The following is a 20,737-nucleotide window of genomic DNA, read 5'->3' as shown; positions in this document are numbered from 1 at the left end:
CACCCCGATGAGTACCCACGCAAGTTCCACCCGTAGTTCCCTTGCCCCGCGCCCTGCGCTGCTTGATGGCGCCGGCCTGCGCCGTGCGCTGGTCGAAGCAGTACGCAAGCTCTCGCCGATGCACCTGGTGCGCAGCCCGGTGATGGCGGTGGTGATGGCCGGCACGATCGTCGCCGCCATCGTCACACTGACCGGCAATGCGCCGCTGGGCTTCGGCCTGGCGGTGACCGCGATCCTGCTGGTGACTGTGTTGTTCGGCAATTTCGCCGAAGCAGTGGCCGAGGCGCGTGGCCGTGGCCAGGCCGCGTCCTTGCGCCGCGCGCGCCAGGATCTGGTGGCGCGGCGCCTGGCCGCACCGCAGCCGGGGGCTGCGGAAGCCCAGGTACCTGCCGCCGAGCTGCGCCCGGGCGACCATGTGATCGTCAGTGCCGGTGAGCTGGTGCCGGCCGATGGCGAGATCGTGCAGGGCCTGGCCACCATCAACGAGGCGGCGGTGACCGGCGAATCCGCCCCGGTGCTGCGCGAGGCCGGTACCGACCGTTCCGGCGTGATCGGCGGCACCAAAGTACTGTCCGACCAGATCATCGTGCGGGTGACCGCCGAGCCGGGGCACAGCTTCCTGGACCGGATGATCGCGCTGGTGGAGGGTGCCAACCGTCAGAAGACGCCGAACGAGATCGCGCTGACCCTGTTGCTGGCAGCGATGACGCTGACCTTCCTGGTGGTGGTGGCGACGCTGCCGGCGATCGGTGCGGCGGTAGGCGTGCAGGTCGATCCGCTGCTGCTGATCGCGCTGCTGGTATGCCTGATCCCGACCACCATCGGCGGGCTGCTGCCGGCCATCGGCATCGCCGGCATGAACCGTGCGCTGGCCGCCAACGTGCTGGCCAAGTCGGGCAAGGCGGTGGAAGTGGCCGGCGACGTCGACGTGCTGCTGCTGGACAAGACCGGCACCATCACCTACGGCGACCGCCAGGCCAGCCACTTCCATCCGTTGGCCGGCATCGACGCCAGCCAGCTGCGTGAAGCGGCGCTGCTGTCCTCGCTGGCCGACCCGACCCCGGAAGGCAAGTCGATCGTGCGCCTGGCGCGCGAGCAGGGCTGCGCCACCGCCGAGCCGGACCATGCCGAGTACCTGGCGTTCAGTGCGCAGACCCGCATGTCCGGCGTCGATCTGGAACATGGCCGGCAGATCCGCAAGGGTGCCGCCGATGCGATCCGCGCCCATGTGCAGGCGCTGGGCGGCAACGTGCCGGCGGAACTGGCCGGTCGCGTCGAGCAGGTGGCGCGCAATGGCGCCACCCCGCTGGTGGTGGCCGAGGGTCGCCACGTGCTGGGCGTGATCGAACTGTCGGACGTGGTCAAGCACGGCATGCGCGAGAAGTTCGCGCAGCTGCGGGCGATGGGCATCCGTACGGTGATGATCACCGGCGACAACCCGCTGACGGCTGCAGCCATTGCCGCCGAGGCTGGCGTCGACGACTACATCGCCGAGGCCCGCCCGGAGGACAAGCTGGCGCGCATCCGCCAGGAACAGGCCGGTGGCCGGCTGGTGGCAATGGTCGGTGACGGCACCAACGACGCCCCGGCACTGGCCCAGGCCGACATCGGCCTGGCGATGAACTCCGGCACGCAGGCGGCGAAGGAGGCCGGCAACATGGTCGACCTCGATTCAGACCCGGCCAAGCTGCTGGCGGTGGTGGAAGTGGGCAAGCAGCAGCTGATCACCCGCGGCGCGCTGACCACCTTCTCACTGGCCAACGACGTCTCCAAGTACTTCGCGATCCTGCCGGCGCTGTTCGCCGCGGCCGTTCCGACCATGGCCGCACTGAATGTGATGCAGCTGTCGAGTCCGCGCAACGCGGTGCTGGCGGCGCTGATCTTCAACGCCCTGGTGATTCCCGCGCTGATCCCGCTCGCCCTGCGCGGCGTGCGCTTCCGCCCGGCCACCGCGACCGCGCTGCTGCGCCGGAACATGCTGGTGTACGGCCTCGGCGGCGTGCTGCTGCCGTTCGCGGCAATCAAGCTGATCGACCTCCTCCTTGTCCTGGTATTCGGCGCATGAACCGTTCTGTTTCCACCTCCACCTCCCTGCCCCGCGAAGCGAACGCCGAGGCCCGCGTGGCCAGCCTGCAGGACGACGCCCGCTGGCGCCCGGCGATCGGCCTGGGCCTGGCCACCCTGCTGCTGGCCGGCGCGGTCTATGCCGGCATCGCCACCGGCTTTGCCGGCCTGGCCTACCCGACCCAGGCCGAAGGCAGCCTGCTGCGCGATGGCAGCGGCCAGGTGCGTGGCTCGGCCTGGCTGGCGCAGCCGTTCACCGGTGACGGCTACTTCCAGGCGCGTCCGTCGGCGGCCAACTACGACCCGATGGCCGCGGCCGGTTCCAACCTGGCGCGCAGCAACCCCGCACTGGCCGAGCGCGTCGCCGCCAGCACCGCTGCGGTGGCCGCACGCGAAGGCATCGCCCCGGCGCAGGTGCCTGCGGACCTGGTCACCCAGTCCGCCGGTGGCCTGGATCCGCAGCTGTCGCCGGCGGCGGCGCAGCTGCAGGTGGTACGCGTGGCGCGTGCCCGTGGCCTGCCGGTGGAGCGCGTGCAGGCACTGGTGCAGGCGCATACCGAAGGGCGCCAGTGGGGCCTGTTCGGCCAGCCACGGGTGAACGTGGTGACGCTGAACTTCGCGCTGGACCATGCGGCCAAGACGCCGTGATGCCGGGCTGTACCCGCTGCGCGCACAATGGTGGCCATGACAGCGGCCCCCATGACTGATGCACGTACCCGCCAGGCCGATGCCCTGGTTGAAGGCCTGCAACGCGAAGCCGGCGGCAAGCTGACCGTGTTCCTCGGTGCGGCGCCGGGCGTGGGCAAGACCTACACCATGCTGACCCGTGCGCAGGAACAGCTGCGCCGCGGCGTCGACCTGGTGGTGGGCCTGGTGGAAACCCATGGACGCACCGATACCCAGGCCCTGCTGGAGGGCCTGCCGCAGCTGCCGCTGAAGGACGTGGCCTATCACGGCCATGTCCTGCAGGAGATGGACCTGGATGCCGTGCTGGCACGGCATCCTGCGCTGGTGCTGGTGGATGAACTGGCCCACCGCAATGCACCGGGCAGCCGCCATGAGCGGCGCTGGCAGGATGTGATGGAGCTGCTGGATGCCGGCATCGACGTCTGGACCACGGTCAACATCCAGCATCTGGAAAGCCTCAACGACGTGGTGATGCGGATCACCGGCGTGCGCGTCAGCGAGACCGTGCCCGACGGCGTGCTCGACCGCCTGCACGACATCGTGCTGGTCGATCTGCCGCCGCGCGAACTGATCGCTCGCCTGCAGCAGGGCAAGGTCTATGTGCCCGAACAGGCGGCACAGGCACTGCAGGCGTTCTTCTCACCGGCCAACCTGACCGCGCTGCGCGAACTGGCGATGCAGGAAGCCGCCGACCGCGTCGACAGCAGCCTGCGCGAAACCCGTGCCGCGCGCGGCGAAAGCAATCTGCCCCTGCGTCGCGGCGTTCTGGTGGCCATCGACGGGGGCGGCCAGAGCGAATACCTGGTGCGCGTGGCGCGGCGCATCGCAGAGCGCCGCGACGCACCGTGGACGGTAGTGACCGTGCAGGGCCGGCGCCAGGACGAGGCGACCCGGCGCGAGATCGATGCGGCCTTCGCGCTGGCACGGCGGTTGGGCGGCGACGCCGAACTGCTGCACGGATCGAGCATTGCCGATGCCCTGCTCGACCATGCCGCACACAACGGCGTGTCGACCCTGGTGCTGGGCCGGACCCGCGAACGGCCGCTGGCGCGGATGTTCAACCGCACCCTGACCCAGCAGCTGATCCAGCGTGGCGCGCATTACGAGATCACCATCATCAGCACGCCGCAGGCACGCGCACGCTCGCGCCGCGAGAGCCTGCTGCCGCCAATGCGCGGTATCAGTCATGAACCGGCACAAGCCCTGATCGCCACCGCGCTGGCCTGTGCGGTGGCGTGGCTGGCCGAACACTGGGTGGGCATGGCCGACCTGTCGATGGTGTTCATCGTCGCGGTGGTGCTGGTGGCTGCACGCACGCGCGCCAGCGTGGCGGTGATGGCCGCGATCCTGTGCTTCCTGGCCTACAACTTCCTGTTCATCGCGCCGCGCTTCACCTTCGCCATCGGTGCGCGCCAGGGCGTGATCACCGTGTTCCTGTTCCTGGCTGCGGCACTGGTGGCCGGGCGCCTGGCCTCGCGCCTGCGCATGCAGGTGATTGCGCTGCGTGCGGCCAACCGCCATGCGCGTGCGCGCCAGCAGCTGGGCCGTCAGCTGGCCAGCGCGGCCGGCAACGGCGAAGTGGCACAGGCGGGCCGGCATGCGCTGGAGCAGGCCCTGGACGTGCCGGCGTGGCTGCGGATCGGCACCGATACCGCCGCCGGTGGCCGCAGCCAGCCTGGCGATACCGACCTGGCGGCCGCCGACTGGGCACTGCGCCACGGCCAGCCCAGTGGGCGTTTCACCGATACCCTGGCCGGCGCGCAATGGTGGTTCCTGCCGCTGCTGGACGGCGAAGACCGTGCGATCGGCGTGGCCGGCCTGTACCTGCCCGGCGCACAGGCGCGCCTGCTGCCCGAACAGCGGCAGCTGGCCGAAGCGATGGTCGATGACATCGCACAGGCCGCGCTGCGTACGCGGCTGGTGGCGGAACTGGAGCAGGCACACGTCAGCAACGAGACCGAGCGGCTGCGTTCGGCGCTGCTCTCCTCGGTGTCGCACGACCTGCGCTCGCCACTGGCGGCGATGATCGGTTCGGCCGACAGCCTGGCCAGCTACGGTGCAGCGATGGATACGGCTGATCGCCGCGCCCTGCTGGACACCATCCTGGTCGAGGGCGAGCGCCTGGACCGCTACATCCAGAACCTGCTGGACATGACCCGGCTGGGTCATGAAGGGCTGAAGATCAACCGCGACTGGATCGGCGTGGACGAACTGATCGGCTCGGCGGCACGGCGCCTGCAGCGCTACCAGCCAAAGGTGCGGCTGGAGCTGGACATCCCAGCCACGCTGGCACCGATCTGGGTGCATCCGGCGCTGGTCGAACAGGCCGTGTTCAACGTGATGGAGAACGCGGCCAAGTTCTCGCCGCCCGACGCCGCCGTGCAGGTACAGGCGCGCGAGCTGGACGGCCAGCTGCGCATCGACGTGATCGATGCCGGCCCCGGCATTCCCGATGACGAGCGCGCGCGCATCTTCGACATGTTCTACAGCGTCGAGCGTGGCGACCGAGGCCGCCACGGCACCGGCCTGGGCCTGACCATCTGCCAGGGCATGATCGGCGCACATGGCGGCAGCGTGCAGGCGCTGCCCGGACGCGACGGTCGCGGTACCCTGATCCGCATCACCCTGCCCCTGCTCAAGCCAGCCTCCCACGATGAGCCCGACCCCGATTGATGCCAGCGTGCCGGCCGCGCGCGTGCTGGTGATCGATGATGAAACCCAGATCCGCCGGTTCCTGGACATCAGCCTGCGCGCGCAGGGCTATCAGGTGCGGCAGGCCGCCACCGGCCAGGAAGGCCTGCAGCTGGCCGCCAGCGAGGACATGGACCTGGTGATCCTGGATATCGGCCTGCCGGACATGGAAGGCCACGAAGTACTGGAACAGCTGCGCCAGTGGAGCCAGGTGCCGGTGATCATGCTGACCGTGCGCGCCGGCGAAGCCGAGAAGGTGCGCGCACTGGATACCGGCGCCAACGACTACGTGACCAAGCCATTCGGCACGCAGGAGCTGATGGCGCGGGTGCGGGCGCTGCTGCGCACGCGCAGCGTGCCGACCGATGGCACGCCGCCGGTGTTCGACGATGGCCACCTGCACGTGGACCTGGTGCGTCGCGAAGTCGCCCTGCAGGGTGAACCGGTGGCGTTGACCCGCAAGGAATACGCGCTGCTGTCGCTGCTGCTGCGCAATGCCGGGCGGGTGGTGACCCAGCCGCAGATCCTGCAGGAGATCTGGGGGCCGACCCACCAGCACGACACCCACTACCTGCGCATCCTGGTCGGCAAGCTGCGGCACAAGCTGGGCGATTCGGCGCTGGATTCGCGCTACCTGTTCACCGAGCCGGGCGTGGGGTTGCGGTTCAAGGGGTAGTGCCGGCCGCTGGCCGGCAAGCCCAATTGCCGGCCAGCGGCCGGCACTACCCATTCTGCTGCAGCGTCCAAAGGGGTCAGAACCCCAGCGGGGTATCGCCCAGCACTGGTTGCAGCTGGCTGCGGAACAGGGCCTGGATGCGTTCCAGTGCGGCCTCGTCGTTGCCTTCGAAGCGCAGCACCAGCACCGGCGTGGTGTTGGAGGCACGCACCAGGCCCCAGCCATCGGCGAAGTCCACGCGCAGCCCGTCGATGGTCGACAGGCGGCCACCCACATACGGGTTGTCCGGCGATTGCGCCGCCGCCACCAGCATCGCCACCAGGGCATGCGGCGTCCCGTCGGCCACCGGTACCTTCAGCTCCGGCGTGGCGACCATTTCCGGCAGTTCGCCCAGCACCTCGTCCGGGGTTTCCTCGCGCTGGGCCAGGATCTCCAGCAGGCGCGCAGCGGCGTACAGACCGTCGTCGAAACCGAACCAGCGTTCCTTGAAGAAGAAGTGGCCGCTCATCTCGCCGGCCAGCTCGGCATCGGTCTCGCGCATCTTCGCCTTCATCAGCGAATGCCCGGTCTTCCACATCAGCGGGCTGCCACCGTTGCGCAGCACGTGGTCGGACAGCTTGCCGGTGCACTTCACGTCGTAGATCACCATCGCGCCCGGATTGCGCATCAACACATCGGCAGCGAACAGCATCAGCAGGCGATCGGCGTAGATGATCCGGCCTTCGCCGGTCACCACGCCCAGCCGGTCGCCGTCGCCATCGAAGGCCACGCCGAGATCGGCGCCAAAGCGCTTGACCGTCTGCACCAGGTCTTCCAGGTTGGCCGGTTCGCTCGGGTCGGGATGATGGTTGGGGAAGGTACCGTCGACATCGCAGTACAGCGGAATGACGTCGGCGCCGATCGCTTCCAGCAGCTGCGGCGCCAGTGCGCCGGCCACGCCATTGCCGGCATCGGCCACGACCTTCAGCGGGCGGTCCAGCTGCACGTCATCGGCGATGCGCTGGATGTAGTCGGCACTGACATCGCGCTGCTGGTAGTCACCGGGCTCGGCGGCCTGCACCAGGCGGCCCTCGACGATGCGCTGGTAGAGATCGGTGATGGCATCGCCGGACAGCGTCTCGCCGCCAATGACCACCTTGAAGCCGTTGTACTCGGGCGGATTGTGGCTGCCGGTGACTGCCACGCAGGTGCCGGTACGCAGATGGAAGGCGGCGTAGTACACGAGCGGGGTCGGCGCCAGGCCGATGTCGATCACCGCGCAGCCGGCACGGCGCAGGCCCTCGGCCAGCCCGGCCGTCAGCTCGGGTCCGGACAGGCGGCCATCGCGACCGATCACCACCTCGCGCAGGCCCTGCTCCAGTGCCACGGTGCCGATGGCCTGGCCGATCAGCGCCGCGGTCTTCGGTGTCAGTTCACTGCCCACCACGCCGCGGATGTCATAAGCGCGGAAGATGCCGGCGGCCAGCTCCTCGGCCGGCACCGGCGGGGGCGGCGGTGGCGTGGCATCGCCACTGCCGGTCACAGCGGCCACGGGTGGCGGCGCCTGCTGCAGGCTCTCGCTCAGGGTCGGGCCATGGTCGGCCTCGGACGCTGCGGCGCGGCGCGGCAAGGGCAGCGACTTCGGCAGTCGGTCACGTCCCACCACCAGCAACACGGCAATGAACGCCAGCAGCAACGCCACAATGGCGCTGGCCAGCGCGCCCAGGCCCAACGGACCGGCGTCGACATTCGGCACCGACGCGACCAGCCGCAGCGGCGTGCCTGCAACCGGGCGCGCCAGCGCTTCGGCACTTTCGGACAGGCCCGCGTCGCCCTGGGTGACCAGATCGAACCCACCCTGGCGCAGGCCAAGGAAGCCTGCGGACGGCGCACGCACCTGGTCCAGCGGCGAGGTCAGCCGCAGCAGCGGCTGGCGGACATAGATCACGGCCGGCCCCAGGCTGCCCAGCTGCACCGGCGCGGCCAGGCCCAGGCGATTGCCGCCACCATCGCGGACGACGCGCAGGCTGGGTTTGCCCTCAGCCACCGCCGCTTCCAGCAGAGCCAGGCGTGCATACCCGAAGGTGGCCGGATCGGCATAGGCGTTGGCCAGATCGGCCGTCAGCACCTCGACCTGCTCAACCCCGGTCCAGCTCTCGCGCACGGCCAGCGCCGCTGCAGCAGCATCGCCGGCCTGCAGCGCCTGCTGCACGCGATCGTTCTTCAACTGCTGCTGCAGCTGCTGCAACTGGCCTGCAGCGGCCTGCTGCAGGCCCTGCACGGCCTGGTCGCGCGCTTCTTCCAGCGCCTGGCCGTTGGCCTCCTGCCGCCATTGCTGCACCGCGCTCCATCCGAACCAGCCGGCCAGCAGGATCAGCAGCACCCCCAGTAGTGGTGCACTGCGACCCAACGACCGTCCCCGCTGTCCTTCCCCGATGCCGCTCATCGATGTCCCCTGTCAACGCACCCCGGTATGGCCGAATCCACCCGTGCCCCGCACGCTGTCGGTGAAAGTATCCACCACCTGCAGGCTGACGCGGGCAATCGGAACCACCACCAGCTGCGCGATGCGATCGCCGGGCTCGATGGTGAAGGCCTCGCGGCCACGGTTCCAGACGCTGATCAGCAGCGGCCCCTGGTAGTCGGCATCGATCAGGCCGGTGCCGTTGCCCAGCACGATGCCATGCCGATGGCCCAGCCCCGAACGCGGCAGGATCACCGCGCACAGGTTCGGGTCGGCAATGTGGATGGCCAGGCCGCTGGGCACCAGCGCGGTGTCGCCCGGCTGCAGGGTCAGCGCGGTATCCAGCGCGGCGCGCAGGTCCATGCCGGCGCTGGCTTCGGTGGCGTAGGCCGGCAGCGGCCAGCTGTCGCCGAAGCGCGGATCGAGCAGCTTGACCTGCAGCGGTTGGGAAAGGGATGCCTGGGTCATGCCTGGAGTCTCCGCGCGATCAGCGCCAGCAGTTGTTCGGCCAGTTCGCGCTTGGAGGTGGCCGGGAATACCTGTTCACCGTCCTGCCAGAAGGCCGTGGCGGCATTGTTGTCGCTCTCGAAACCACCGCCACTGATGCCGACCTGGTTGGCAATCACCAGGTCCAGGCGCTTGTCGATCAGCTTGCCGCGTGCATATTTCTCCACGTCGTGGGTCTCGGCGGCGAAGCCGACCACCAGCTTCAGCGACTGCGTCTGCGCGGCGACTTCGGCCAGGATGTCCGGCGTGCGCACCAGCTCGATCACCAGCGACTGGCTGTCGGCGGTCTTCTTCAGCTTCTGCGCGGCGACCTGGCGCGGGGTGTAGTCGGACACCGCGGCGGCACCGATATAGATGTCGGCGGGCAGCGACTTCAGTACGGCATCGCGCATCTGCGCGGCCGAGCGCACGTCGATGCGCTGCACGCCCGGTGGCGTCGGCAGCTGGACCGGGCCGCTGACCAGAACCACGTGCGCGCCCAGCGCGGCGGCGGCAGCGGCCAGGGCAAAGCCCATCTTGCCGCTGCTGCGGTTGCCGACGTAGCGCACCGGATCGATGTCTTCGTAGGTCGGGCCGGCACTGATCAGCAGGCGCAACCCCTGCAGGGCATGGGTTTCCGGCGCGGCAACCGTCGCAGCGGTACCGCCATTGGCCACCAGCGCGGCCACGATGTCGCCCGGTTCGGCCAGCCGGCCGGGACCGGATTCACCTTCGGCCAGCGGGCCATCGACCGGGCCGATCACCTGCGCACCGCGCTGGCGCAGCAGGGCGATGTTGGCCTGGGTAGCCGGATGCAGCCACATCCGGTGGTTCATTGCCGGGCAGATCGTCAGCGGTGCGGTGCTGGCCAGGCACAGGGTGCTGACCAGGTCATCGGCATGGCCTTGGGCCAGCCGCGCCAGCAGATCGGCGGTACCCGGCGCGACCACGATGCGGTCGGCCCAGCGCGCCAGCTCGATGTGGCCCATGGCCTGCTCGGCGGCGCTGTCCCACAGCGTGGTGCGGGTCGGCTGCCCGGACAGGGCCTGGAAGCTGAGCGGAGTGACGAACTGCTGGGCACCGGCGGTCATCGCCACCTGCACCTGGGCACCGGCATCGCGCAGGCGCCGCACCAGCTCCAGGGCCTTGTAGGCCGCGATCCCGCCTCCGACGCACAACAGCAGTTTCTGGCCTTCCAGCGCGCGGGCCGGCGCGGGGGAAGCGTTGGGGGAGTCAGCCACCTGGAATTCCTGTGCAAACGAGGGCATTAGCTTACCCGATGGTCAGTAATGTCCCGGTACACGGCACACATAGCGGGCGGCTATCAGCAGATGGGACTTGCGCCACAACGCTTCCGGGGTTCAAGACACTGCGATTCGGAACTTTCCTATACCTGTTGCCCGGCCACGTTTGCAGAATCGTCGGTGGCCACCGCAGGTGTGCCGCTTCGCTTTTCGAGGATTCCGCGTGCACCCGCGCATCATCATCGCCGACGACCATCCCGTCGTCCTGCACGGCATCCGCATCGTGCTGCAGACCCATCTGATGGAGGTCGTCGGCAGCGCGCGTGACGGCGCCCAGCTGCTGCAGCTGGTCGAGCACCACGGCTGCGACGCGGTGCTGACCGACCTCTCCATGCCGGGCACCGGCCCGGATGGCCCGGAACTGATCGCTGAGCTGCGCGCACGCCACCCGGGCATGCCCGTGGTGGTGCTTACCGGCGCCCGTCACCCCGGCCTGCTCGATGGCCTGCTGCGTGAAGGTGTCAGTGGCCTGGTGGACAAGTGCGCCGATTTCGGCGAGTTGCCGCAGGCCCTGAACGCGGCCATGGCCGGGCAGGTGTTCGTCTCGCAGCAGCTGCGCCACCACCTGCAGGCGCGCGACCTGATGTTCGCGCGTGAGCCGGCGGCGCTGTCGGCCCGCGAACAGGAAGTGCTGGACCTGTTGGCCGCCGGACTGAAAGTGAACGCCATCGCCGTCCACTGCGGCCGCAGCCCGAAAACGATCAGCCGGCAGAAGGCCGAAGCCAAGCGCAAGCTGGGGCTGCAGAACAATCAGGAGCTGTTCGCCTATCTGCAGTCGCGACGCGACTGAGGCAACAGCCTACCCGGGCGTGCGCCCTGCCCTGATGGGACGCATCACCCGCGCTGGCGATGATGCAGGCATGCCCATCCATGACTGGCCCGAGCAGGAACGTCCCCGCGAGAAGTTGATCGCCCGCGGCCCCGCCACGTTGTCCGACGCAGAACTGCTGGCGCTGTTCCTCGGCTCTGGCTTCGGTGGACGCGACGCGGTGCAGACCGCCCGCGACCTGCTGCAGGCGCATGGCCCCCTGCGTGTGCTGCTGGACCGCCCGGCCCGCGAGCTGGCCCGGTTGCCGGGGCTGGGGCCGGCACGAAGCTGTGCACTGGCCGCCGGCCTGGAACTGGCCCATCGCTACCTGGCCGCCGAGCTTCAGCAGGGCGAGGCGGTCGGCAACAATCCGGCCGCAGTCGGCCGCTACCTGCAGCACCGCCTGCGCGGCCAGGCCCGCGAGATCTTCATGGCGCTGTTCCTGGACAACCGCCACCGGCTGATCGCCTGCGAGGAACTGTTCCAGGGCACCATCAATGCCGCCCCGGTCTACCCCCGCGAGGTGGTGCGGCGAGCCCTGCTGCACAATGCCGCAGCGGTGATCCTCAGCCACAACCACCCCTCCGGCGACCCGGAACCCTCCGGCGCCGATACCCGGATCACCGATGAACTGCAGCAGGCGCTGGCACTGGTGGACGTACGCCTGCTGGACCACTTCGTGGTCGGCGAAGGCCGCCCCGTTTCGTTTGCTGAACGGGGCCTGCTGTCCCCGCCCCAGCCACGCCTGTTCGGCTGAGCGCGGCCCCTTCAGGCGCCATCGGCCGCCCCCACACGCATGTTCTGGTCAGCGTGGGCGCGGGTATCTGCGCTAAAATGGGCGATTCCGCCGCTCATTCTCACAGCAGGCCTCGTGAAAAATCTCCTCCGCGCCCTGATCAGCCAAGGCATCGAAGCCTTGCGCGCCAATGGCACCCTGCCCGCCGACTCCCTGCCGCCGGACTTCGTGGTCGAGCGCCCGAAGACCCGTGACCATGGCGACTTCGCCACCAACGCCGCGATGCTGCTGGCCAAGGCCGCGCGCAGCAATCCGCGCGCACTGGCTCAGGCGCTGGTCGAGGCGCTGCCGCGCAGCGAGGACGTCAGCAAGGTCGAGATCGCCGGCCCCGGCTTCATCAACTTCCACCTGGCTCCGGCTGCGTACCAGCGCGAAGCCGCGTCGGTCATCAAGGAAGCCCACGACTACGGCCGCAACCTGTCCGGCAATGGCCGCACGGTGGGCGTGGAGTACGTGTCGGCCAACCCGACCGGCCCGCTGCATGTCGGCCATGGCCGCGCGGCGGCGATCGGCGACTGCGTGGCCCGCGTGCTCGATGCCAACGGCTGGAACGCCAAGCGCGAGTTCTACTACAACGACGCCGGCGTGCAGATCGAGAACCTGGCACTGTCGGTGCAGGCCCGCGTGAAGGGCATTGCGCCGGACCAGGAAGGCTGGCCGGAAGGCGGCTACCGCGGTGAGTACATCGCCGATGTTGCCCGCGCCTACATGGCCGGCGCCAGCGTTGACCTGGAAGGCACGCTGGTGGTCGGCGCCAAGGACCCGGACGACATGCAGGCGATCCGTCGCTTTGCCGTGGCCTACCTGCGCAACGAGCAGAACCTGGACCTGGCCGCCTTCGGCGTCGACTTCGACATCTACTTCCTGGAAAGCTCGCTGTACGCCGATGGCAAGGTCGCCGAGGCCGTGGCCAAGCTGCAGGCCTCCGGGCACACCTACGAGGAAGGCGGCGCGCTGTGGCTGCGCAGCACCGATTTCGGTGACGACAAGGACCGCGTGATGCGCAAGTCCGACGGCACCTTCACCTACTTCGTGCCGGACGTGGCCTACCACCTGTCCAAGTGGCAGCGCGGCTACGAGCGCGCGATCACCGAACTGGGCGCCGACCACCACGGCTCGCTGGCGCGCGTGCGCGCCGGCCTGCAGGCGCTGGAAGTGGGCATCCCGCAGGGCTGGCCGGAATACGTGCTGCACCAGATGGTCACCGTCATGCGCGGCGGCGAGGAAGTGAAGCTGTCCAAGCGTGCCGGCAGCTACTTCACCCTGCGCGACCTGATCGAGGAGGCCGGCCGCGATGCGACCCGCTGGTTCCTGATCGCGCGCAAGCCCGATTCGCAGCTGACCTTCGACATCGACCTGGCCCGCCAGCAGAGCAACGACAATCCGGTGTTCTACGTGCAGTACGCGCACGCCCGCGTCTGCAGCCTGCTGCGCCAGGCCCAGGAAAAGGGCCTGGTGTACGAGCAGGGCAATGGCCTGGCCAATCTGGGCCGCCTGGCCGACGATGCCTCGCTGGGGTTGATGAACGAGATCTCGCGGTATCCGGAAGTGGTGGAAGCGGCTGGCGTGGCGCTGGAGCCGCACCTGGTGGCGCAGTACCTGCGTGAATTGGCGCATGCCTTCCACACGTGGTATCACGGGACGCCGGTGCTGGTGGACGACGCCACCGATCGCAACGCCAAGCTGACCCTGGCCTGCGCGGCGCGCCAGGTGCTGGCCAACGGCCTCGAACTCCTGGGCGTGAGTGCCCCGGAAAAAATGTAAGCATCAGGAGACGCAGTACACATGGCAGCACGACGCGGCAAAACCCAGGCACGACGCAACAGCAGCAGCCAGGGCACCCCCGGATGGGTGTGGCTGGTGGCCGGTGTGGCGATCGCCGCCGTGGTGTTCCTGGCGGCGCCGAACCTGTTCAAGGGCGAAGGCGATGGCTTCCTGCGTGCCGGTCCGCAGCCGAACCCGAACGCGCAGCCGGCCCCGGTCGCTGATGCCGACAGCGATGTCGGCAGCCAGCCGGCCGCGCAGCCGGCCACGCCGAAGCCGGCCGAACCGGAGAAGCCCGCCGCGACGCAGTACGACTTCTACACCCTGCTGCCGGGCAAGGAAGTGGAAATGTCCGACGCCGAACTGGCCGCCAGCGCGCGCGCCGAGGATCAGCGCCGGGCCAAGGCCGAAGCGTCGCGCGCGCAGGCCGCGCTGGAGGGCAGGCCGGTACCTCCGGCAAGCACGGCCACGCCGGCACCGACCGCAACGGCCAGCGTCGCAAGCACCGCGCCGGTAACCGCGACCAACCGTCCGCTGCCGGCACCGCTGAGCGAGCACCCGGCCGCGGCAACCCCGTCGGCCAGCACGGCGGCCGCCACTCCAGCGCCGCGCGCGGAAAGCGCGCCCGCCACGTCGGCACCGCCGGCGTCCGCAGCTGCACCGGCGGCCGCCGACAACGCCCGCTACATCCTGCAGGCAGGAGCCTTCGGTGCTTCCGGTGACGCCGAAGCCACCAAGGCCAAGCTGGCCATGATGGGCCTGGCGGCACGCGTGGAGTCGGCGCAGATCAACGGCAAGACCGTGTACCGCGTGCGCATGGGCCCGTACGGCAGTGCCGGCGAGTTGTCCGAAGCCAAGCAGAAGCTGGATGGCACCGGCCTGCAGGCGATGGCGATCAAGGCGCAGTAAGCCTGCCGATGTGAATGAAAAAGCCGGGCAGTGCCCGGCTTTCTTGTTTCTGCAGAGTCGAGCCATGCTCGACTGCCGTTGAATGCAGTCGAGCATGGCTCGACTCCACAAAAAGCGATACGACTCCGGTCAGCCCTCGCGGGCGACCTGGAATCCGGCGAACGACTGGCTGACCGGCATCAGCTCCAGCCGGTTGATGTTCAGGTGCGGCGGCAGGCTGGCCACCCAGAAGATCTGCTCGGCGATGTCTTCGGCGGTCATCGGGTTGGCGCCGCTGTACAGCTTGTCCGAGGCGTTCTGGTCGCCATGGGTACGTACCACGGTGAATTCGGTTTCGGCCATGCCCGGCTCGATCGTGGTCACACGCACGCCGGTGCCGTGCAGGTCCGAACGCAGGCCCAGCGAGAACTGGCTGACGAAGGCCTTGGTGCCACCGTAGGCGTTGCCACCCGGGTACGGGTAGACGCCGGCCACCGACGAGATGTTGATGATCGCGCCCTTGCGCTCCACCAGCTGCGGCAGCAGGCGGTGGGTCAGGGTCACCAGCGCGGTGATGTTGGTGTCGATCATCGTGGTCCAGTCCGACAGCGTGGCGCTCTGTGCCGGCGCGGTGCCCTGCGCCAGGCCGGCGTTGTTGACCAGCAGGTCGATCTCGCCAAAGGCCGGCGGCAGCGCCAGCAGGGCCGCCTCCATCGCCACCGCATCGCGGATGTCGAAGGCGGCGGCATGCACCACGTCCTTGCCGTAGCGCTCTACCAGCGGCTGCAGGCGTTCGCCGCGGCGGCCGGTGGCGATCACTTTCCAGCCGGCCTGGGCGAAGCGGTGGACGGCGGCGGCGCCGAAGCCGGACGTGGCGCCGGTAATCAGGACAGTGCGGGTCATCAGGCAACTCCAGGGGGAAAAACCGGACGCCCATTCTGGCATTCCCGGCCCGTCCTGAGTTGCCCGCCGTCCTGCCGTCCCCCCGGCTCAACGCACGCGAAACACTCTGGCCTTGGGCAGGTCTTCGTCGACCTGCAGGAACCAGCGCCCGGCAATTCCGGGAACAACGGCGATCTGCGGCGACTGCAACACCCTGCGCAGCTTCATCTGTCCCTTCATCACCTGCCATTGCTGGCCGTTATCAAGGGTGAACAGCGTGCCGGGCTGCCAGCCTGCGACCTCTCCGACCACACGGGCGCTGACCGGTTCGTCTTCCAGGCCCAGATGCATTGCTGCCGGTGCCGGCACATTGGCAGGCAGCGGCGCAGCGACCGGGGCCACCGCTGCCGTCGACGCGGCCGTGCTCTCTGCCTCGCGCAGTACCCGGTTCAACGCCTGCAACTGCGCTGGGCTGAGCCCGACCTCGGCCAGTTGGGATGCACTGAGGCGCCGCTCGACGGGTACGAAGCGGTCCTGGGCGAAGGCAGCGAAGCTGCCGGCGAGCAGTAGTGCGGAAAACAGATACCGGCGCATGCGAGGGTCCCAGCGAACGAGTGCTCACGATGCTGCAGTTCGATGACAGTCCGGTGACACACCAGGGGCCGGTACAATTGGGCCATGATCAACAATGATGTCCTGCGCAGCGTGCGCTACTCCCTGGACCTGGGTGACCAGCACGTGGTCACCCTGTGCCAGATGGCCGACCCGGCCTTTGCCGTGGATACCGGGCAGGTGAAGGCCTGGCTGCGCCGCGAGGACGAAGCCGGTTTCGAGGCGATGAACGACAGCGCGCTGGCGCACTTCCTCGACGGCCTGATCGTGCACCTGCGTGGCCGCGACGAGAGCCAGCCGCAGCGCGCAGTGGAAACCCGCATCGACAACAACCTGGTGCTGAAGAAGCTGCGCGTGGCGTTCCAGCTGCGCGACGTGGACCTGATGGAGATCTTTGCCAGCGCAGGTTTCAATGTCTCCAAGTCGGAAGTGGGCGCGCTGTTCCGCCAACCCGGGCACGCCAACTACCGGCGTTGCCTGGACCAGATGCTGCGCAACTTCCTCAAGGGCCTGAGCCTGCGCCTGCGCGGCTGAGCACGGCGTCGACGAACGCCCGCGCCGCTGGTCGGCAGGCGCTGCCAGACCAGGTGCACGCGCCGGGTCGGGGTCGGCTGCAGCGGAATCTGCACCACGCCCTGGAACCCATCGGCGATCAATGCCGGCACGATGCCGACCGCCAACCCATGGCGGACGAAGCGCTCGACCAGTTCCATCAGGTTGACCTCGAAACGGACCGTGTGCGGCAGTCCGGCTGCGGCAAAAGCATCATCGGTCTGCCGGCGTGCGCCGGTGCCGCGCGGGAAGTCGACCAGTGCTTCATCCTGCAGTGCGGTCAATGGCAGCCGCTTGCGCCCGGCCAGCCGGTGCGATGGCGCCAGTACCGCTACCAGATCCTCCTCCTGCAGCACCTGGTGGCAGACACCGTCCAGCGCTGCCGAAGGCGCCAGGCCGACCAGTGCCACATCCAGCGCGCGCGACTGTACCTGCGCGATCAGGTCCTCGCTCTTGTCTACGCGCAACTGGAACTCCACCTGCGGGTGCACGCGCTGGAAGGCCGCCAGCATCGCCACAACGTCGATGTCGGTCAGCGAGGAAATCTGCCCGATGGCCAGCAACCCACGCACTTCGCCACTGACGGCGGCCACGTCGGCGCGCAGGTGGCGCAGGCTGGCCAGCACCTGGCGTGCGTGCACCAGCAACGCCTCGCCGGCGGCGGTGGCCCGCACCTGGCGCGGCAGGCGCTCGAACAGCGTGGCACCCAGTTCCTGTTCCAGGTAGGCGATCTGGTGGCTGAGCGCGGATTGCACCACGTGGCAGCGCTCGGCGGCACGGGTGAAATTGCCCTCTTCGGCCAGCGCCACGGCGAATTCGAGCTGCTTGAGGTTCATACAACTATCTTGTTTTCAGATGGCTCGGATGATGATGATTCATTTCCATCATGCTCGCAGCAGGCGGACACTGTGCCCCCCGTTTCCTGGAACATCGCGTGAACCCGTCCCTTCCCCCTCTGCAGCGCTGGCAGGTGCTGCTGATGTCGGTCGCCACCGGCGTGGCCGTGGCCAGCAACTACTATGCGCAACCGCTGCTGCACACCATCGCCGACGCCTTCGGCGTGCCGTTCGGCCAGGTCGGCATGGTGGTTACCGCCGCGCAGCTGAGCTATGCCGCCGGCTTGATCCTGCTGGTGCCACTGGGTGACCTGTTCGAACGCCGCCGCCTGATCGTGGTGATGAGCCTGCTGTCGGCGGGTGGACTGGTGATCAGTGCCTGCGCACCGTCGCTGACCTGGCTGCTGGTGGGCACCGCGATCACCGGCCTGTTTTCGGTGGTGGCCCAGGTGCTGGTGCCGTTCGCCGCCACGCTGGCCGCGCCGGAACACCGTGGCCGCGTGGTCGGAACATTGATGAGTGGCCTGCTGCTGGGCATCCTGCTGGCGCGCACCGTGGCCGGCCTGCTTTCCAGCCTGGGCGACTGGCGCCTGGTGTATGCGATCGCCGCTGCCACCCTGGTGCTGACCGCACTGGCATTGCAGCGCGGCCTGCCGCGCTTCCACCACAGCGCCGGCCTGGGCTATTTCGCATTGCTGCGCTCCATTGGCGAACTGTTCGTGCAGGAACCGGTGCTGCGCCAGCGCACGCTGCTGGGGGCCTGCAGCTTCGCCATGTTCGCGATCTTCTGGACCCCGCTCGCGTTCCTGCTGGCACAGCCGCCGTACGCCTACAGCGACGCCACCATCGGCCTGTTCGGGCTGGTCGGTGCGGCCGGCACGCTGGCGGCGGGGCTGGCTGGCCGCATGTCCGACCGTGGCCAGACCGGACGTGCCACCGCCATTGCACTGGCGCTGTTGCTGCTGTCGTGGCTGCCACTGGGGCTGTCGGCCCACTCGCTGCTGGCGCTGCTGGTCGGCGTGGTGGTGCTGGACCTGGCCGCGCAGCTGCTGCATGTCAGCAACCAGAACCTGATCTATGCGCTGCAGCCTGCGGCACGCAACCGCCTCAATGCCGGCTACATGACCGGCTATTTCATCGGCGGCTCGCTGGGCTCGCTGCTGTCTGCACAGGTCTACCAGCGCTTCGGCTGGACCGGCGTCTGCGTGGCCGGTGCCGCCGTGGCCGTGCTGGCCCTGCTGCTGTGGCTGCCCGGCGCGCTGCGTGCGCGCCAGGCGGCATCGTCGAATTAGAAACTGCCCTGCAGCGCCAGCTCCCAGCGCCCACCGGCGTTACCCGGGAACAGGCGCTTGGCCGCGTTGTCGGTGTCGTGCACGGTGGCACGCAGCTCCCATGCCGGGGCCAGCGTGGCAATGGCACTGAGCTGGCCATGCAGGTAGTCCGGGCCCTGCGCGGTGGCCAGCCAGTACTGGCCCACCGCCGCTTCCAGGCGGACGCGTTCGTGCAGCGGCACACGCACTCCCAGCTGGGCATAGGTGCCGCGATGGCCACCGGCCAGTGCATCGCTGGAATGGGCGACCTGCAGCCAGGCACGCTGCTTCCAGGTCAACGTGGTGTTGAGTTCGGTCCAGTCCAGCGTGCGGCCGGTGCCCGGGTACACGTAGCGGGTCAGGTTCGCATCCAGGTTCCAGGCCGGCGCCAGTGCGCCGGACCAGCCGGCCACCAGGTCGAACTCGCTGCGCGCGCCATTGTCCGGTTTGAACGAAACGTTCGACCCCCACACGCTGGCGTACCATCCCGACGGGATCGAGGCCTTCGCGCCGGCCTGCACCGCCGGGTCGCCATCGCTCTGCGAGCTGCCACGCCACACGTAGTCGCTGGTCAATGCAGCACTGCCACTGGCCTGCACCTGTGCCTGCGCGCTGCCGATCCCGAGCAGCCCTGCCAGGGCGGCCACCAGCGCCGCCATCATCCCCTTGCTGTTCACTGCACTGTGTTCCTTGTCGAAGGCGGTCGCGCCGCCGGGACGGCAGTGTCGGGCGCGCCGCCGTAACGGATCGAGGGTGCTGCCCGGCCAGCGGCGCAAATTCGGCGTAAATCCCGTGGATGGAGGCTGCGCGCCAGCCGCGCGGTATCATGGCGCCTTGTTTCCAGGAACCAATCACGTGGACGCCATCCTGACCCCGGTATCGATCGGCGAGCTGATCGACAAGATCACCATTCTCGAGATCAAGGCCGAGCGCATCGATGATGCTGCCAAGCTGGCCAACGTGCGCACCGAACTGGATGGCCTGTTGCCCTTGCTGCAGCAGCAGCTGCAGGCGCAGCCGGCATTGGACGCGCTGAAGCAGCAGCTGAAGGCGATCAACGAGCGCATGTGGGACATCCAGGACCAGCTGCGCGACAAGGAAGCGGCCCAGGTATTCGACGATGCGTTCATCCAGCTGGCACGCGGTGTCTATGGCACCAATGGCGAGCGGGTGCAGGTGAAGAACGAGATCAACCGCGTGGCCGGTTCAGCGCTGGTGGAAGAGAAGCAGTACCAGGGCGAGTAAGGCCGCTCAGCCGCATTCCAGCAGGTGGCGGAAGCGGAACAGGTCGCCGTCGCCACGAATGCCGAGCTTGCGGTAGGCCGACGTCTTCTGCGAGCTGATGGTGCTGGCCGAGCGCCCTGAGCGCAGGGCCATTTCACTGGTGCTCACGCCCTTCAGCACCAAGCCGAGCACTTCACGCTCGCGCTGGCTCAGCGGCGCGAGCACCGGTGCAGATACCCGGCGTGTGCGTGGCAGCTTCAGCTCCTCACGCAGTTCCGGTGGCACGAAGCGGCCGCCACGGGCGATCACGTCAATGGCGCGCAGCAACGTCTCCGGTGGCATCGACTTGGACAGGAAGCCGCGCGCGCCGGCTCGCATCGCGGTGGTCACCGTGCTGGCGTTGCAGTGCGCCGAGAGCACCAGCACCGGCAGCGCCGGCCAGCGCTGCGACAGCACGCGCAGCAGGGCCAATCCATCGCCCAGGTCGCCCATCGGCAGCGCATCGATCAGCAGCAGGTCGACACACCTCGGGCTGCGCTCCAGCAGCTGCAGCAGGTGCGCCTCGCTGGACAGGCTCACGCGCACCTGCACACCACTGTGTTGGCGGAGCAGCACTTCCACGCCCAACCGCAGCACAGGATGCGGGTCCAGCAGCGCCAGGCGGCATGGCCGATCAGGCAGCAGGGGCGGGCGAGTGGGCGGCATCGCGGCATG

The 20,737-nt window shown here is 68.9% G+C and carries 18 protein-coding genes and 1 pseudogene; 11 read left to right on the top strand and 8 right to left on the bottom strand.

Annotation, left to right across the window (positions count from 1 at the left end; translation table 11 throughout):
• Positions 1 to 7: 7 nt before the first annotated feature.
• Genes kdpB through ACMGRF_RS19960 form a run of 4 tightly spaced genes read left to right on the top strand, consistent with a single transcriptional unit; the run spans position 8 to position 6,118 of the window.
• Positions 8 to 2,065 (top strand): potassium-transporting ATPase subunit KdpB, encoded by a 2,058-nt coding sequence (kdpB, locus tag ACMGRF_RS19975; protein WP_049413981.1) that lies wholly within the window; start codon positions 8 to 10, stop codon positions 2,063 to 2,065.
• Positions 2,062 to 2,712, top strand: coding sequence for a potassium-transporting ATPase subunit KdpC (gene kdpC / locus ACMGRF_RS19970; protein WP_100478987.1), 651 nt, complete (start codon positions 2,062 to 2,064; stop codon positions 2,710 to 2,712). The genes kdpB and kdpC overlap by 4 nt, the downstream gene beginning before the upstream one ends.
• Before the next feature lie 51 nt (positions 2,713 to 2,763).
• The gene (locus ACMGRF_RS19965; protein ID WP_049439093.1) at positions 2,764 to 5,424 is read left to right on the top strand and encodes a sensor histidine kinase; all 2,661 of its coding nucleotides are present in this window, start codon (positions 2,764 to 2,766) and stop codon (positions 5,422 to 5,424) included.
• Entirely contained in the window at positions 5,405 to 6,118 is a 714-nt protein-coding gene (locus ACMGRF_RS19960) for a response regulator transcription factor (RefSeq protein WP_005420506.1), read from the top strand. Before ACMGRF_RS19965 ends, ACMGRF_RS19960 begins: the two co-directional genes overlap by 20 nt.
• Before the next feature lie 76 nt (positions 6,119 to 6,194).
• On the opposite strand, the gene ACMGRF_RS19955 is transcribed toward ACMGRF_RS19960, so the two are convergent.
• The 3 genes from ACMGRF_RS19955 to coaBC are packed head-to-tail and all read right to left on the bottom strand — an operon-like array spanning position 6,195 to position 10,315.
• Positions 6,195 to 8,543, bottom strand: a complete 2,349-nt coding sequence (locus ACMGRF_RS19955) for a phosphomannomutase/phosphoglucomutase (RefSeq protein ID WP_049414326.1) — start codon at positions 8,541 to 8,543, stop codon at positions 6,195 to 6,197.
• A 12-nt stretch (positions 8,544 to 8,555) separates the two neighbouring features.
• Positions 8,556 to 9,029 carry a dUTP diphosphatase gene (dut, locus tag ACMGRF_RS19950; RefSeq protein WP_005420510.1) on the bottom strand — a complete coding sequence of 158 codons (474 nt, stop codon included), beginning with the start codon at positions 9,027 to 9,029 and terminating at the stop codon, positions 8,556 to 8,558.
• Entirely contained in the window at positions 9,026 to 10,315 is a 1,290-nt protein-coding gene (coaBC, locus tag ACMGRF_RS19945; RefSeq protein ID WP_049414325.1) for a bifunctional phosphopantothenoylcysteine decarboxylase/phosphopantothenate--cysteine ligase CoaBC, read from the bottom strand. Before coaBC ends, dut begins: the two co-directional genes overlap by 4 nt.
• A gap of 199 nt (positions 10,316 to 10,514) precedes the next feature.
• Between coaBC and ACMGRF_RS19940 the strand changes: the two genes are divergently transcribed.
• The 4 genes from ACMGRF_RS19940 to ACMGRF_RS19925 all read left to right on the top strand — a co-directional run bounded on the left by ACMGRF_RS19940 (position 10,515) and on the right by ACMGRF_RS19925 (position 14,628).
• Positions 10,515 to 11,141 carry a response regulator transcription factor gene (locus ACMGRF_RS19940; protein ID WP_049443446.1) on the top strand — a complete coding sequence of 209 codons (627 nt, stop codon included), beginning with the start codon at positions 10,515 to 10,517 and terminating at the stop codon, positions 11,139 to 11,141.
• A 70-nt stretch (positions 11,142 to 11,211) separates the two neighbouring features.
• The gene (gene radC, locus ACMGRF_RS19935; RefSeq protein ID WP_014035697.1) at positions 11,212 to 11,916 is read left to right on the top strand and encodes a RadC family protein; all 705 of its coding nucleotides are present in this window, start codon (positions 11,212 to 11,214) and stop codon (positions 11,914 to 11,916) included.
• Between the two features lie 114 nt (positions 11,917 to 12,030).
• The gene (argS, locus tag ACMGRF_RS19930; RefSeq protein ID WP_005420518.1) at positions 12,031 to 13,719 is read left to right on the top strand and encodes an arginine--tRNA ligase; all 1,689 of its coding nucleotides are present in this window, start codon (positions 12,031 to 12,033) and stop codon (positions 13,717 to 13,719) included.
• 21 nt (positions 13,720 to 13,740) lie between these two features.
• Positions 13,741 to 14,628, top strand: coding sequence for an SPOR domain-containing protein (locus ACMGRF_RS19925; protein ID WP_049414323.1), 888 nt, complete (start codon positions 13,741 to 13,743; stop codon positions 14,626 to 14,628).
• Between the two features lie 129 nt (positions 14,629 to 14,757).
• Here ACMGRF_RS19925 and ACMGRF_RS19920 read toward each other — a convergent pair whose 3' ends face one another.
• Together ACMGRF_RS19920 and ACMGRF_RS19915 are read right to left on the bottom strand one after the other, a co-directional pair.
• The gene (locus ACMGRF_RS19920) at positions 14,758 to 15,510 is read right to left on the bottom strand and encodes an SDR family NAD(P)-dependent oxidoreductase (protein ID WP_049414322.1); all 753 of its coding nucleotides are present in this window, start codon (positions 15,508 to 15,510) and stop codon (positions 14,758 to 14,760) included.
• 87 nt (positions 15,511 to 15,597) lie between these two features.
• Complete coding sequence (locus tag ACMGRF_RS19915; RefSeq protein ID WP_049414321.1) at positions 15,598 to 16,083, bottom strand: hypothetical protein; 486 nt, start codon at positions 16,081 to 16,083, stop codon at positions 15,598 to 15,600.
• 84 nt (positions 16,084 to 16,167) lie between these two features.
• Here ACMGRF_RS19915 and ACMGRF_RS19910 point away from each other — a divergent pair, with 84 nt between their 5' ends.
• Positions 16,168 to 16,635 (top strand): DUF1456 family protein, encoded by a 468-nt coding sequence (locus tag ACMGRF_RS19910; protein ID WP_049414320.1) that lies wholly within the window; start codon positions 16,168 to 16,170, stop codon positions 16,633 to 16,635.
• Here ACMGRF_RS19910 and ACMGRF_RS19905 read toward each other — a convergent pair.
• Positions 16,604 to 17,489: pseudogene (locus ACMGRF_RS19905) on the bottom strand (LysR family transcriptional regulator). The gene ACMGRF_RS19910 and the pseudogene ACMGRF_RS19905 overlap by 32 nt on opposite strands.
• 143 nt (positions 17,490 to 17,632) lie before the next feature.
• Here ACMGRF_RS19905 and ACMGRF_RS19900 point away from each other — a divergent pair.
• On the top strand, positions 17,633 to 18,781 hold the full coding sequence (locus ACMGRF_RS19900; RefSeq protein WP_342585646.1) for an MFS transporter: 1,149 nt from the start codon (positions 17,633 to 17,635) through the stop codon (positions 18,779 to 18,781).
• Here ACMGRF_RS19900 and ACMGRF_RS19895 read toward each other — a convergent pair.
• Positions 18,778 to 19,476: a TorF family putative porin gene (locus tag ACMGRF_RS19895; protein ID WP_049414317.1), complete on the bottom strand. Its 699-nt coding sequence runs from the start codon at positions 19,474 to 19,476 to the stop codon at positions 18,778 to 18,780. The two genes, ACMGRF_RS19900 and ACMGRF_RS19895, sit on opposite strands and share 4 nt — an antisense overlap.
• A gap of 178 nt (positions 19,477 to 19,654) precedes the next feature.
• Between ACMGRF_RS19895 and ACMGRF_RS19890 the strand changes: the two genes are divergently transcribed.
• Positions 19,655 to 20,044, top strand: coding sequence for a DUF6165 family protein (locus ACMGRF_RS19890; protein WP_049414316.1), 390 nt, complete (start codon positions 19,655 to 19,657; stop codon positions 20,042 to 20,044).
• Between the two features lie 6 nt (positions 20,045 to 20,050).
• On the opposite strand, the gene ACMGRF_RS19885 is transcribed toward ACMGRF_RS19890, so the two are convergent.
• Complete coding sequence (locus ACMGRF_RS19885; protein WP_049414314.1) at positions 20,051 to 20,728, bottom strand: response regulator transcription factor; 678 nt, start codon at positions 20,726 to 20,728, stop codon at positions 20,051 to 20,053.
• Positions 20,729 to 20,737 lie beyond the last annotated feature (9 nt).

It is taken from the genome of Stenotrophomonas sp. EMP41, from assembly GCF_047495535.1.
Classification (GTDB): Bacteria; Pseudomonadota; Gammaproteobacteria; order Xanthomonadales; family Xanthomonadaceae; genus Stenotrophomonas; species Stenotrophomonas sepilia.
The sequence above is the reverse complement of the archived record's forward strand: the minus strand, read 5'-3'. Positions and strand labels throughout refer to the sequence as shown.

Coding starts and splice junctions, on each gene's coding strand:
- radC (WP_014035697.1), top strand. CDS start 11,212: ATGCCCATCCATGACTGGCCCGAGCAGGAACGTCCCCGCGAGAAGTTG.
- ACMGRF_RS19910 (WP_049414320.1), top strand. CDS start 16,168: ATGATCAACAATGATGTCCTGCGCAGCGTGCGCTACTCCCTGGACCTG.
- dut (WP_005420510.1), bottom strand. CDS start 9,029: ATGACCCAGGCATCCCTTTCCCAACCGCTGCAGGTCAAGCTGCTCGAT.
- ACMGRF_RS19965 (WP_049439093.1), top strand. CDS start 2,764: ATGACTGATGCACGTACCCGCCAGGCCGATGCCCTGGTTGAAGGCCTG.
- ACMGRF_RS19885 (WP_049414314.1), bottom strand. CDS start 20,728: ATGCCGCCCACTCGCCCGCCCCTGCTGCCTGATCGGCCATGCCGCCTG.
- kdpC (WP_100478987.1), top strand. CDS start 2,062: ATGAACCGTTCTGTTTCCACCTCCACCTCCCTGCCCCGCGAAGCGAAC.
- ACMGRF_RS19925 (WP_049414323.1), top strand. CDS start 13,741: ATGGCAGCACGACGCGGCAAAACCCAGGCACGACGCAACAGCAGCAGC.
- coaBC (WP_049414325.1), bottom strand. CDS start 10,315: ATGCCCTCGTTTGCACAGGAATTCCAGGTGGCTGACTCCCCCAACGCT.
- ACMGRF_RS19920 (WP_049414322.1), bottom strand. CDS start 15,510: ATGACCCGCACTGTCCTGATTACCGGCGCCACGTCCGGCTTCGGCGCC.
- ACMGRF_RS19960 (WP_005420506.1), top strand. CDS start 5,405: ATGAGCCCGACCCCGATTGATGCCAGCGTGCCGGCCGCGCGCGTGCTG.
- ACMGRF_RS19955 (WP_049414326.1), bottom strand. CDS start 8,543: ATGAGCGGCATCGGGGAAGGACAGCGGGGACGGTCGTTGGGTCGCAGT.
- ACMGRF_RS19915 (WP_049414321.1), bottom strand. CDS start 16,083: ATGCGCCGGTATCTGTTTTCCGCACTACTGCTCGCCGGCAGCTTCGCT.
- ACMGRF_RS19900 (WP_342585646.1), top strand. CDS start 17,633: ATGTCGGTCGCCACCGGCGTGGCCGTGGCCAGCAACTACTATGCGCAA.
- kdpB (WP_049413981.1), top strand. CDS start 8: ATGAGTACCCACGCAAGTTCCACCCGTAGTTCCCTTGCCCCGCGCCCT.